The following is a 14248-nucleotide window of genomic DNA, read 5'->3' on the forward strand; positions in this document are numbered from 1 at the left end:
AAGCTCAACTTTTTTAATATTTATATAGGGTTATTAATTTTTTATAAATCGCTTTATTGAAACCATTCCGTTTTGATTTTCAATTTTAAGGATATACATTCCACTTTTTAGATTGGTTGTGTCTATCGTATTTGAGTTTGTTTTTAAAACCTCAGCTCCTAATACTGAATAAATGGTTACTTGCCTTAAGTCACTACTGATTTCAATATTTAGAACAGAAGTTGTTGGATTTGGATACAGTTTAATTTCGTTTAATTCAACATCATCGACACTAAGACTAGCGCAGTTAATACTATAACTTGCCGCTGGATCTTTTTCCCAACGCCAACTTGAAGTTAGTCCTGTATTAGGTGGTGTAAAACCAGGATCATGTTGTATACAAGATAAGTTTGCGTTTCCACGAGCATCCATAGCAGGATTTCCGCTTCCTCCTCCATTTGAAGCATCGTAAAAATTAACATTATTACCATTGGCTACATTTAAGCTTGATAAATTGTTATTACTTACATCTAAATATTTTAACGACGTATTATCACTTACATCTAGAGATATTAAACTATTGTTTTGTAGATATAAATCTAATAAATTAGTGTTTGTAGAAATATTTAAATTACTTATTTGATTATTATTGGCCTCTAAAGCAAGTAAACTAAGGTTAGCAGTAACATCTATAGCTGTTATTTGATTATCTCCAACTCTTAAAGCTATTAATTGAGAATTTGCAGAAACATTTATAGTTGCAAGCATATTATCAACTAACTCTAACGTTTCTAGAGCTGTATTACTTGAAACATCTAAACTTGATAATGCGTTATATGATAAAGATAAATGAGTTAATGCTGTATTACTTGAAACATCTACATTAGTAAGACTAGAATTACCAAAAGCCGTTAATTCTGTTAGATTAACAAAAGCTTCAATACCTGTTAAATCTGAGACAGGATTTGAATATCCATTAATTACAATTGACCCTGTATAAGCGGTAGCTTCAGTACATTGAATTTCTGTATCTCCGTTTGTATTAATTGCTGAATTAGCAACTAAATAGGCTTTAAAATTCGCATCTGGTATAGTTATTACGCAAGGATCTGGAGTTCCAAACTCATAAGCCCCTCTGTCTACAGTAGTATCATAAATTCGTTGTCTTCCTAACAAATCGAAACTGGTAGTTATGTAGTTATTATTTCCTGTATTAATAGCTAATGAACCAGTTGTTAATTTAAAATTTGAATCTAATATTGGGTCGACTGCACTAGTGCTAGTTGTAGTACCTCCAAATGTAGATAAATTAGCTTCATCTGTATTATTTACTACAATTTTAGTACTACTCACCGAATTGAATTCCGTAGCAGTATTAGCAGATTTCCCTATTGCTGGTGCGATTCCAGAATTCACTCTTACATTACCCCAAAATATATTATTTGCAACAGTAAGATTCCCAAAAGAACCGCTCGATCTTGATATCGCTATAACAGGAAAATCCCCTGTAGCGAGAGCTGTATTACCCAAACTAGAATTATTAACAAATGTATTATTAGTAATAGTCGCATTTAAAGTAACGCCGGGAAAAAAAGCTCTTAATCTTGCAGCTGCCGCTCCACCTCCATTTCTGTTTTTTACAGTATCATCCTCTGTTCTGTTATTGTTAAATAACGAATTAGTTATACTAATACTTAAATTCTGAGCATTAGCAGACATGTGAAAATCTAAACCTGCAGCTACGTTTGCTAAGTTGTTTTCTATTATACAAGCATCTATAATTATATTAGATGTTGTAGTAGAACTTAGAGCCAATCCTCCACCCAAAAAAGCAACATTATTTTTTATTACGCAATTTTTAATGGTAAAATTAGGCACAGAAGTCGCTTTAAAAATACCTCCTCCAAATCTCGCATTTCCACTTAGTTGATCTGCGTATCCATCTTTAATTGTTAATCCACCTAAAGTTAAATTATTAGTAGTGATTTCTACTACATGATAACTATTGTCATCTCTAGTACTATCATTAAAATCTACGGTATTGTCATCGTCATTTGCTAAATCTCCACTAAGTATGGTTTCGTTTGTAGAGTGAATTAAATTCATATCTCTATCTGATAGACTACTTTCATTCCCTACAAAACCACCATAAACATTAGTATTAATAACAAAACTAATAGCTCTGTTTGATGCGCTTGGTTTATAAGTCCCTTTAGCGACCCAAACATCATCACTTTGTGCTGCGACAGCTAAAGCGTCTTGCAAATTTGTATATGCATTAGCCCAACTTGTACCATCATTAGCACCTATAGCATTTTCATTAACATAAAGCCTTGGATTAGGTTGCGTTGTTGTAAACGTTATAGAATCAGACCATCCTGGATTATTTACACATTGTTTTCTTAAATAAACATCGTAATCTGTAAACACATCTAAATTAGAAAGATTTACACGCGATGAGCCTGTAGCGTTTGATATATTACTAATTAATGTTGCGTTGATAAATGGTTCAGATGATTTATGATAAGCGATATCGTACACGTCACCATTAGTATTAAAATCTATATTTGCTGTTGTATCTGTAATTCCTGAAACAGTCATTAAAGACGATGAAGGTGTAAAACAATAATTATTATAATTTGCTAAAGCAGAAACCTCGCTAATTGAAAACAATCTGTTGTAAATTAAAATATCATCAATTATATCTGTATACCTACTAGCTATAGGTAAGTGATTAAATCTACTGTTTGCTATTGTTAGATTTCCTGTAGTATTAGGAGACGTTGTAATTTGAGCTGTAGTAATTGAATGTGAGTCAAGAACCTCATCAATATATATTTTTGAAAACACTTGGTTATTTGTTGTTCTAAATTCTACTACAACATGATGCCAATTTCCATCAGAAATTACAGTTGGATGAACATGACCATAACCGATTGCTGAAGGTTGAAAACCTGGATTAGTAACAACAAACCTGCTTGATAAGCCCACTTTTCCATCTCTATAATAAATATAGTATCCAGAGTCGTTACTATCAAAACCAATGGCTGTATCTCTAGTACTATCATCGATAATAGTTTTTGTGTCAGTTGAGTTTGTACTTGTTTTTAACCAAAAAGAATAACTAAGATTAAATGCTGGCGAAAAAGGATTAGAACCATTAATAACAAGATCTGGCCGAGTTAAATAATCCCCATTTAAACTAATAGCACTTGTAGGAGCTGCTCCAAAGCGATCATTAATTTCGATTAAATTAGTTCCTGTTTGAGTAAAATCGACGCCACTATTGCTAGTATCTTCTAGGGTTGCACCATCATTAAATTCATATCTAGCTTGCATGCCATTTGTTGAAATTTGTGCATTGGAATAACTACAAATGACAAGTAATACATAAAATAATTTTGTTTTACTCACGAGACAGGTATTGATTAAGTGTTCGTGAAAAAATGTAATTTTTTTCATAATAGGTTATATTTTTGATTTAGAAAACAAATATCTATTATGAAGCTTAAAAAAATCTGGGCAAGTTTCTGAAATACTACTTTCAACTTCTAAAACAAAAAAATCTTGTAAGCACAATACTTACAAGATTTTCAACATTAATTAAACTGCGTTTATATGTAGTTTATGATCGCTATAATTAATTTCTTCTCAATTCATCTATGACTTTAAACGTACCTGTTCTCTGAGAAGTGTTTTTGTCATATTCAATAATGAAAGCACCAGTTAAGAAACTATTTTCTGAGATTATAGATTTCATGATATAATTCATTTCCTGATAAGGTATGACCTTATAGGCATCCTCTATTAAAAACCATTTTACATCCTGACCCCATGGAGGTGTAGATAAGTTTCCAGATAAATATTGAGCACGATAATAAAACATCATTGTAGGAAAATCTCTAATTTCATGATGAAAGGTTACAAGTGCGGCTAATTCAGAATTCTTAATTTCAATTCCATGATCTTTGGACATGGAATTGATAAAGTTTGGTATTGTTGAATTATCAGAATAACGTGCTCCAGGTATTTCCCAACTCCCATCAAAATTAATAAGGAGAATTTCTTGATTTTCATTAAACACCATTAGCTTGAAGAAATGACTATTTCCTTTATTTTGACAAAATAAAGGAAAAGGCAACATTAAAAGAATGAGTAATATAAATTTTATTTTCATAATAAATTGAGGTTTAAACTTTGAAACAAAAAATAGCACTAAACAAAATGCTGTATAATGGCAAATTTCAGAAATGATAGTTTCAACTTCTAAAAATTAACCAATGTTTTGTACTATGGTTAAAAATTCTTCTTTTTTATCATTGGAAATAGATACTGTTTTGTCATTTTCCATAATGATATAACCACCATCCTTTTTGATGTATTCTTTGATGTAGGATAAATTAATAAAATGAGAACGATGTGGGCGATAAAAAATTTGGATACCCTGAAGTATATCTACAAAGAATTTTAAAGGTTTACTAACTAATATCGTCCCATCATTAATTGTTGACACATTAGTGTACATACCATCAGCTTCTAACAAAATAATATCCGTAAAATTTACAAATTTAATTCCGTTTGCATTTGGCAATCCTATTTTTTTAAAGTTAGAATCTTGTATGCTAGATTTTAATTCAGTGAGTCGTTTGTTTATTTGAGAATTACCTAAAAAATTTATTGCTTTATCTACAGCTTCCATAACCTGACTTGGTCTTACTGGTTTTAACAAATAATCGATAGCTGAAAGCTGGAAGGCTTTTATTGCGTATTCACTATATGCAGTCGTGAATATAATTTCAAAGTCATAAACCTCCTTTTCAATGAAATTTAGAATTTCCAAACCTGAATGTTCAGGCATTTCTATGTCTAAAAACACAATGTTTGGGGTTTCTTTTTTTATTAATTCTACTCCTGAAAGCAAATCTGTAGCTTCAAAAACCTGAGTTATTTTTGGACAATTTTCTTCTATTAAAACATGTAAAACCTGTCTTGCTTTTTTTTCGTCATCTATAATTAATGCTTTCATCTTACTTTTTAATAATAGGAATTTTCAAAATCACCTTTGTTCCGACAGCTTTGTCATTGTCTTTCAAATCAACAAACGTTACACCAATCTTTTTAACACGTCCGAAATTCAATAAGTCTAATCGTTCTGTTGTTGCATTTAATGCAAAGGATTTATGTTGAGCTTCTCGTTTCATATTTATTTCTTTGGATTTTTCTCTTCCTATTCCATTATCTTCAATTATACATTCTATAATTTTATTTGAAATTTTAGAAATAGATATATGAAGTTTTCTTTCAGATTTCTTGTGCAGTAACCCATGTTTTAAGGCATTCTCTACATAAGGCTGAATGAGCATCGTTGGAATATTAATCACATCTGAATTAGCACTTTCTTCTATATCAAATTTGTATTCAAATTGTTCTTCAAATCGTAATTTTTCGAGTTCTAAATAGAGGTTTAAATTATGAACTTCATCTGAAATAGAAATAAAACCTGTATCACTAAAATGAAGATAATTCCTAATTAAATCTGCAAATTTCCCTAAATAATCACTAGCTAGATTTTTTTGATTCAAGACAATATAATCTTGGATAGAATTCAATGCATTAAAGATAAAATGTGGATTCATTTGTGCCTTTAAAGCTTTTAATTCCGAATCTCGATATTGCTTTTCTATGGCTAAACGTTTTTGAGTTTCTTTAAGTTCTATGGATACTAATTCTGCTTTCTTTTTTGTTTTTAATCTTTTAAAATAAAACAAAGACGCAAGAAAGATTAAAAAAGCAATTATTAAAGAACCTAAAAATAAACTTTTATTCTTTTGGCTTTCTAGTTTGGTAATTGCTACTTGTTTTTCTGCGACTTCTTTTTCACGTTTTGCTTTTTCAGTATCGTATTTTATTTCAATATCTGAAATTGCTGTTTGTTTTTCTATACCTAAAATAGAATCTTTTATACTTTGGTTCTTTCTGTAGAAACTGAGAGATTTTTTATAATCTCCCATATTCTCATATAAACTTGATAACATGTCATAATTATAACGTAGTGATTTTAAATTATCTCCTTTTTCTAAAAGCGCATTCGATTTTAAAAGATACCCTTCTGCTTGTTTATACTTTTCCCAATAAACCGAATTATTTCCAAGATTATTTAATGCCATTTGTATACCTCTATCACTATTTAGTTTAGTAAATATTTGTAAAGTTTTTAAATAATAATCATGAGCTTCTTGGTGTTTTTTTTGCTTTTCATAAATAGAGCCAATATTTATATAGAGGTTTGCTAAACTCCTGGGTCTTGTTTCGGTTTTCTCGGCAAGTTTCCCATACTCTAAAGCTTTTTCTAATTGACCAACTTTTTGTTTTGAGCCTGTCAGGTTTATATATAAGCTTCTTAATAATGCTTTATTCGTTTTAACTAATGAGTCATTATAAATTTCCTCAAGAAGTTTATCTGTAGTTCCCCAATCTAACATTTCTTGGTAAACACCTGCTAGATTAAATTTAGTAATTAATAATCGCATTCTACCATTATTCCCTTGTCCTTCAAAAAAGGAAATAGTTTCTTTAAAGGTTTTTATTGCTCCTGGATAATTTCCTTTTGCTTTATAAACATTTGCCAAAGAGCTTTTTACAGAATAGACACCTATACTATCTTTTATAAAAGCAAACTTATTTATGGCTTTATCATAATTAATTATTGCCGAATCTAAAGATCCTTTTTTTCTGTAATAAATCCCTAACTCTCTAATAAAGTTTGCTTCTACTTTTGCTTTTTTCAATCTACTAGATTGTTTTATTCCTTTATTGGCTAAAAAAAAATGCACGTCAGAATTTCTATTTCTATAAAAACTCACTTTTTCACTAAGTACATTTAAAAGTAAACTATCATTTTTTATTTCAGAAAGCTCTCTATTTAGGCTATCAATAGTTTTCTGTTGAGAATTAATAAATTGAAAAAAAAAGAGTGTTATAAATACGAGTATTACCTTTTTCATTGGAGACATCTATATATTGTAAAAGTGACACAAAATTTACAATAACATTTTATAAATTGCTGAAATGCAGCTTTGGGTTTTTAAAATAGAAACTTTACTGTTTAGGAAATCCATTTAAGTTTAAAGTTTCAAACTCTTTGTTTTCATTCTCAAAAACTAAGAACACTTTTAGCTCTGGATGTGATTTCAAAAACTCTGTGACTTTTTCGATTCCAATAGCTTGAAAAGCCGTTGCATAGGCATCTGCAGTCATACAATCCTCTGCCATTACTGAGACACTTAAAATATTCGTCTTTGTAGGATAACCTGTTTTAGTATTTATAATGTGTGCATAACGGTTTCCGTTGTCATCGATTTCAAACTTTCTATAAGTCCCTGAAGTTGCCATTCCGATATTACTTAATGTTATCGCTTTTAAAACAGATTGTCCACCATCAAATCGTGGTTCATCAACACCAACTTTCCATGACGTATTTTTTTCTTTGTTAATTCCACTAGCACGAAGTTCTCCTCCAATTTCAACAAGATAATTCGTTATATTTTTACTTTCTAAAAAGTCAGCAATCACATCTACTCCATATCCTTTGGCAATAGCATTAAATTCGATATAAGTGCCTGATTGTTTATTCACTTTATTATTGATAAGCTTAACCTTATCAAAACCAACAAAACGCATCAAACTATCGATAGTTGTACTATCTGTCAAAAATTTATTTTTATCGGCACCAAAACTCCAAGCATTTACGACATCACCAATTGTAGGATCAAAAACTCCTTTTGTCGCATTATAGATTTTTTTTGAAGACTTAAATACTTTTACAAAATGTTCATCAACAACAACAGCTTTATTATTATTTATTCGAGAAATATCAGAATCTGGTATATAGGTTGACATCGATTGATTTACAACTGCAAATAAGCTATCAAATTGTCTCGTATAATTTTCTTCTGAATTGTAGATAACTTGATAGGAAGTTCCAAATACAGGTCCAGAAACCTTAGTGTTTTGAGTAATTTGTTTTACTTGCTTTGGTGCTTCTTTACAAGAGAATATGACTAGAAGAAATAAAAAAACGGAAAACTGTTTCATTTAGTTAAGGTTAGTTTCTATAACTTGAATGCCATTGTATTCTATGAGATAATCTTCATTTAAGTAGATAGGTAAGTCTTCCCCTTCAGGATTTCCTAAACCCACACCAGCATATAAAACTTTTGCATCTTTATCAAAGGCATGTTTTTTAAAAGTTTCCATCCAAACGATGTCATAATTATTTGGGTTCTCAGGAAGCAACACAGCTTTTACAATCACAAAAAAGTACTGACTGTTTTTATCAATACATACAAATTGTGGATGTTTTTTAAGTTGACTATTAATCGCTACAAATTCAAAACCACGTTGTTCTAAATCTTTTCCAACATGATTCATTGCAAGGTTGTGAAGTTCTTGGTTTGATAGTACTTTACTCATATCACAAAGATACGAACTTACTATTTAAACCTTACAAATTTTGAACTCGAAAATGTGTAGTTAGATACTGAAATTTCTTCATCTTTTTCTAATTTATACCATGGAGAAATTTCAGGGTTTTGAAGATTTTTAACCAAATGCACACTTTGCGCTGGTGTATTTCCTTGAAATAACAAATACAATTTCTCTCCTTTTTCGTTAACAACCTCATCACAAATCATTACAATATGCCCAGGCGTTCCACCTTTAATCAACATATCGCCAATTTTGAGTGTTTTTGAATCATTTACAGCCTTCAATTCATTAAATAGAGATAATGTTCCAGAATAGGTGTAAATAAGGTTTAAATACTTATAAAAATTAGTTTTAGAAGTGTCTTTCGAGGCTGTTTTATGAAATGTAACATTGTTACCTTTTACTTTAGGACGATATCCCTCAGCATATCCTTTCCAAGAGCAATAATCGCCAGAAGTAAAGTTAAAACCTATGTCATCTTTTCGATTGGTATTCCAAAGGTATTCACTTCTGATTCTGATTAATGCATCTGCACATTGTTGTAGTCCGTTCTCTGGAACAGGAACTTCAAGTGTCCCAACGTGACCACCTTGCCAGAAATAGTTAGAATTATCATAATTTATTATTTTGCTTCCGAAAGATTTTAACTCATAATTTCTAAGATAGTCTTGGAAGCTTCCCTTATTATAATTAACTCTTTTAAATCCTTTAGGTACATTCACTCGAGATAAAATAGTTTTACTATCTTCATTAATCAAATCAGGTGTTTTAATACTAGAGACTACAGTATTTTTGATATTTGTGACAGGTTTAAATTGAAGAGCTCCAGCACTTAAAACTGTAAGTGTAATTAAACTAGCTATACATACAAGTAGATTCTTCATATACATTTGAACGTAAGAGCATATCTATTTCGTATCGAACACTAAAAAATTAACTTTTATTTATAATATCTCATTTACCTATTTTGAAATTGAATAGGCACAAAAAAACCAACTCAATTGAGTTGGTTTTTTATTTACTATATAATCAGAGTCTAACCTCCAAAATCATCAAATCTGATATTCTCATCATCAATACCAAAATCCTCTCCCATCTTCTGAACTGCTTGGTTCATTAGTGGAGGACCACAGAAGTATAATTCAATATCTTCTGGAGCTTCATGTTTTGATAAATATTGGTCTATAACAACTTGGTGAATAAAACCAACAAATCCATCTCCTTCTTCATCATTAATATCTTTTTTAACCTTCCAATTATCTTGCTCTAACGGTTCAGATAATGCCAAGTAGAATCTAAAATTTGGAAAATCTTTTTCTAATGCTCTGAAATAATGAATGTAGAATAATTCTGCTTTAGAACGTCCACCATACCAATACGTTACTTTACGTCCAGTTTTGATAGTTCTAAACAATTCATATAAATGAGAACGCATTGGAGCCATTCCTGCTCCACCACCAACATACAACATTTCAGCATCAGATTCATTGATAAAGAATTCCCCATAAGGTCCAGAGATTGTTACTTTATCACCTGGTTTTTGGTTGAAAATGTAAGACGAAGCTATACCTGGATTCACGTCCATCCATCCACCTTTAGCGCGATCAAAAGGAGGTGTAGCAATACGAACATTAAGCATAATCTTTCTACCTTCAGCTGGATAAGAAGCCATAGAATAAGCTCTCTCAACTGTTTCAGTATTCTTCATTACTAAGGGCCATAGTCCGAATTTCTTCCAATCTGGCTTAAATTTATCAGGTTCTCCTGGATGATCTTCTGGATGAGCCGTTACATCCATTTCAGAATATTTAACTTCAATTTCTGGAATTTCAATCTGAATATAACCACCAGCCTTATAGCCCATGTCTTCAGGAATTTCTACAATAAATTCTTTAATAAACGTCGCTACATTATAGTTAGATACAACGGTTGCTTCCCATTTTTTAATTCCGAAAATTTCTTCAGGAATGGTAATTTCCATATCCTGTTTTACTTTTACTTGACATGATAAACGGGCACCATGTTGTAATTCTTTTCTACTGAAATGAGGTGTCTCTGTAGGTAATGCTTCACCACCTCCAGAAAGTACGTGACACTCACATTGAATACAAGTTCCACCACCACCACAAGCTGACGGTAAGAATATTTTTTCCGCACCTAAAGTTGATAGTAATGTACTACCTGATGCAACCTCAATTTCACGTTCACCATTAATCTTAATTTTTACTGGACCAGATGGTGATAATTTTTGTTTGACAAACAATAACAACGATACCAATATTAATGTTACTAGTAAAAAAGCTGCAACTGTTGCTAAAACTGTTCCTAATGTTCCTGCTGCTAAAATCATACTACTCTTCTATTTTAGTGTTATTAGCCAATTCTGTATTTTCTCTATTTTCGATAGACAACTGAGCTGTTGTCTCTTCTTTCGCTTCTTCCTCACCACCAGTCAACATTCCTCCAAAACTCATAAAACCAATAGCCATAAGTCCTGTAATGATGAATGTAATTCCTAAACCTCTTAAAGCAGGTGGTACATTTGAATATCTGATTTTCTCACGAATAGCTGCAATTGCTAAGATCGCTAAGAACCAACCAATACCTGAACCCACTCCGTAGTTAAGTGCTAAACCAAGTGTAGCAATTTCACGAGATTGCATGAATAATGAACCACCTAAAATGGCACAGTTTACAGCAATAAGTGGTAAGAAAATACCTAATGAATTATATAAAGAGGGTGAGAATTTCTCAACTACAATCTCTACTAGTTGTACCATGGTTGCAATAGTAGCAATGAACATGATAAATGATAAGAAACTTAAATCATAATCTGCATATTCTGGTCCTAACCAAGTCAAAGCTCCAGGTTGTAATACATATTGATCAAGCAACCAGTTTAAAGGTACAGTAATCGCTAATACGAAAATTACCGCAGCTCCAAGACCAACTGCTGTTGATACTTTTTTAGATACAGCCAAGTAAGAACACATTCCCAAGAATGTAGCAAATACCATGTTGTCTATAAATATCGATTTGAAAAATAATTCTAAATGTTCCATATTTTGTATTTTGAAGTGAATCTGAATTAAATTCAGAAAAACCGTTCAATGTTTAATCTTCTACTAAAGCTTTATTTCTTGTACGTTGTACCCAAATAATAATTCCAACTACGATTAATGCCATTGGAGATAATAGCATGAATCCGTTATTTTCATATCCAATTGCGTATAATCCAGTTTTTTCAATTGGATCTCCTAGAACAGGAATACCTAATAATGTTCCTGAACCTAATAATTCTCTAAAGAATCCAACGATAATTAAGATTACTGCATATCCTAATGAGTTACCTATTCCATCAAGAAATGATCTCCATGGACCATTACCTAAAGCAAAAGCTTCAAAACGTCCCATAATGATACAGTTAGTAATAATTAATCCAACAAATACTGACAATGTTTTACTCAATTCGTAAGCAAAGGCCTTCAAGACTAAATCTACGATAATCACTAAAGTAGCAACAACGATTAGTTGAACAATAATTCTAATTTTTGAAGGGATTATATTTCTCATTAAAGAAATTACGACGTTACCAACACCTAGTACAAATAATACAGATATTGACATTACGATTGACGCTTCTAACTCTGCAGTAATTGCTAAAGCTGAACATATTCCTAATACTTGAATTGTAATAGGGTTATTATCTGCTAAAGGATCCTTAATTAGAGCTGCATCTTTTTTTGAAAGTAGTCCCATATTAATTAGCTTGTTTTTTTAAATTCATAAAATAAGGCACATAAAGCTTTAAGTCGCTTTTAATCATTGCAGAAACACCATCACCTGTAATAGTTGCTCCAGCAATTGCATCCACTTCATTATCTGTTTTGTCCATGTTTTTTGGATCAGCATTACCTTTAGCAACATTAATTCCTTTGAAACTTCCATTAGACATTAAATGTTCTCCAATAAAATCATCCATGAAGAAACGTTGCTTAATGTTTGCTCCTAATCCTGGTGTTTCACCCTTGTGATCAAAATAAGCGCCTTGAACTATCATATTTTCGTCCATAGCTACATAAGCCCAAATAGCATCCCAAAGACCTTTGCCTCTGATTGGAGCTATATAATAAGTCTTACCTTTATCATCTTTTCCAACAAATAAAGGTAATTGTCTTTCTTCACCAGCTTTAGCTTTAGCTTGTTCCTTTTTGACATCAATTAAGTACGCTTTATCATTCTCTGCTGAAGTACCATCAGATTTAACAACTAATTGTTGCTTGATGAATTTTTCAAATAATTCAGGAGCTTCTTCAGTTGATACAAAATTTGCTGAGTTTCCTTCATTATTGTTTACACCCATCGCATAAAGAATATTTTGTTGTTTCTCTAGACGTTGATTTTCAGTAATTGTAGGTTTCAAAGAAGCCGCTAAATACGCCAACAATGCTCCTACAACTAATACCATTATAATCGCAAATATTACGGTATATGAATTTTTATCTGTTCTCTTTTCCATCGTTAAGCTGTTTTAACTTTTATACGTTTCATACGACGTTTTACATTTCCTTGCACTACATAATGGTCAATTGTTGGTGCAAAAACGTTCATTAACAATATTGCTAAGAAGACACCTTCCGGATAAGCAGGATTAAATACACGAATCATAATTGAGATAAAACCAATTAAGAAACCGTAAATCCACTTACCTTTATTTGTTTGCGAGGCTGTTACTGGATCGGTTGCCATATATACAGCACCAAACAAAATACTACCAATAATTAAATGTTGCCAAAACGGCACACTCATTAATCCATAGAATTTACTAGACTCTCCAATCCATCCTGCATCAACAACACCGTTAAATATTAACCCCATTGTTAACGCTCCTATTAGTGTTGAAATTATAATTCTCCAACTACCAATTTTGGTGAAAATCAGAAATAAAGCTCCGATGATGATAAGGAACTTTGATGTCTCTCCAACTGAACCAGGAATGATACCCCAAAACATGTCCCAAATTGAATATAGTTCTGATGCACGATCACCATAAGTTGTCACAACATCAGCTGCTCCATTAGAACCAGCAATTGTTAATTCTTGACCCGATTTCGCATAATATCCTAAAAGTGTTTCACCTGTTATTGCATCAACATTTTCTCCAGCAGCTATCATTTGATCACGCTCTACTGCGCCATGTACCCAAACTTTATCTCCAGACATCCAAGTTGGATAAGCGAAGAATAAAAATGCTCTAATGGTTAAAGCTGGGTTTAAAATATTCATTCCAGTACCACCAAAAACTTCTTTACCTATAACCACACCAAAAACTACTGCAACAGCTAACATCCATAAAGGAATATCAACTGGAACAATTAGTGGCACTAACATCCCTGTAACCAAATAACCTTCTTCTACTTCATGTCCTTTAATTACTGCGAATAAAAATTCTACAGCAAGGCCAACTCCATAAGAAACAATGACTAGTGGTAATACTTGCCAAAGTCCAACAACAAGATTGTCAAAAGTCCAAAAAGTTGTCCCTAAAAACCCACTAGATGCTTCAATCTCTCCTAGAGCTAAATAATGTTGGTAACCAGCATTGAACATTCCAAAGATTAAACATGGAACTAAAGCCATGATAACCGTGTTCATTGTTCGCTTTAAATCATCTGCTACTTTTATATGAGTTCCATTATGAGTTGTCTCATTTGGTAAGTATAAAAATGTATGGAGTGCATTAAATGCAGGAGCCATTTTTTTTCCTTTATACTTCTCTTTT

At 31.7% G+C, this 14248-nt stretch carries 12 protein-coding genes; all 12 read right to left on the reverse strand.

Going from position 1 to position 14248, the window contains the following annotated elements; translation table 11 throughout:
• Positions 1-33: 33 nt before the first annotated feature.
• Positions 34-3441 carry a T9SS type A sorting domain-containing protein gene (locus tag AB8B90_RS12800; protein WP_405337496.1) on the reverse strand — a complete coding sequence of 1136 codons (3408 nt, stop codon included), beginning with the start codon at positions 3439-3441 and terminating at the stop codon, positions 34-36.
• Positions 3442-3619: 178 nt separating this feature from the next.
• Positions 3620-4156: an NUDIX hydrolase gene (locus tag AB8B90_RS12805; protein WP_405337499.1), complete on the reverse strand. Its 537-nt coding sequence runs from the start codon at positions 4154-4156 to the stop codon at positions 3620-3622.
• Positions 4157-4252: 96 nt separating this feature from the next.
• Entirely contained in the window at positions 4253-5005 is a 753-nt protein-coding gene (locus AB8B90_RS12810; protein ID WP_405337502.1) for a LytR/AlgR family response regulator transcription factor, read from the reverse strand.
• Position 5006: 1 nt separating this feature from the next.
• Positions 5007-6983, reverse strand: coding sequence for a histidine kinase (locus AB8B90_RS12815; protein WP_405337505.1), 1977 nt, complete (start codon positions 6981-6983; stop codon positions 5007-5009).
• A 94-nt stretch (positions 6984-7077) separates the two neighbouring features.
• Positions 7078-8073: an FAD:protein FMN transferase gene (locus tag AB8B90_RS12820; protein ID WP_405337508.1), complete on the reverse strand. Its 996-nt coding sequence runs from the start codon at positions 8071-8073 to the stop codon at positions 7078-7080.
• Entirely contained in the window at positions 8074-8451 is a 378-nt protein-coding gene (locus AB8B90_RS12825; RefSeq protein WP_405337511.1) for a Na(+)-translocating NADH-quinone reductase subunit F, read from the reverse strand. It abuts the gene before it with no gap.
• Positions 8452-8471: 20 nt separating this feature from the next.
• Positions 8472-9350, reverse strand: coding sequence for a DUF4846 domain-containing protein (locus AB8B90_RS12830; protein WP_405337514.1), 879 nt, complete (start codon positions 9348-9350; stop codon positions 8472-8474).
• A 152-nt stretch (positions 9351-9502) separates the two neighbouring features.
• On the reverse strand, positions 9503-10816 hold the full coding sequence (gene nqrF, locus AB8B90_RS12835; RefSeq protein WP_405337517.1) for an NADH:ubiquinone reductase (Na(+)-transporting) subunit F: 1314 nt from the start codon (positions 10814-10816) through the stop codon (positions 9503-9505).
• Position 10817: 1 nt separating this feature from the next.
• The gene (gene nqrE, locus AB8B90_RS12840; protein WP_405337520.1) at positions 10818-11528 is read right to left on the reverse strand and encodes an NADH:ubiquinone reductase (Na(+)-transporting) subunit E; all 711 of its coding nucleotides are present in this window, start codon (positions 11526-11528) and stop codon (positions 10818-10820) included.
• Positions 11529-11580: 52 nt separating this feature from the next.
• Positions 11581-12225, reverse strand: a complete 645-nt coding sequence (locus AB8B90_RS12845) for an NADH:ubiquinone reductase (Na(+)-transporting) subunit D (RefSeq protein ID WP_405337523.1) — start codon at positions 12223-12225, stop codon at positions 11581-11583.
• A 1-nt stretch (position 12226) separates the two neighbouring features.
• Complete coding sequence (locus AB8B90_RS12850) at positions 12227-12985, reverse strand: Na(+)-translocating NADH-quinone reductase subunit C (protein WP_405337526.1); 759 nt, start codon at positions 12983-12985, stop codon at positions 12227-12229.
• Between the two features lie 2 nt (positions 12986-12987).
• On the reverse strand, positions 12988-14248 hold a 1261-nt coding region (locus AB8B90_RS12855), incomplete at its 5' end, for an NADH:ubiquinone reductase (Na(+)-transporting) subunit B (RefSeq protein ID WP_405337529.1).

Origin of the sequence: Psychroserpens sp. (assembly GCF_045105015.1) — a bacterium.
In the GTDB taxonomy this organism is placed as follows: domain Bacteria; phylum Bacteroidota; class Bacteroidia; order Flavobacteriales; family Flavobacteriaceae; genus Psychroserpens.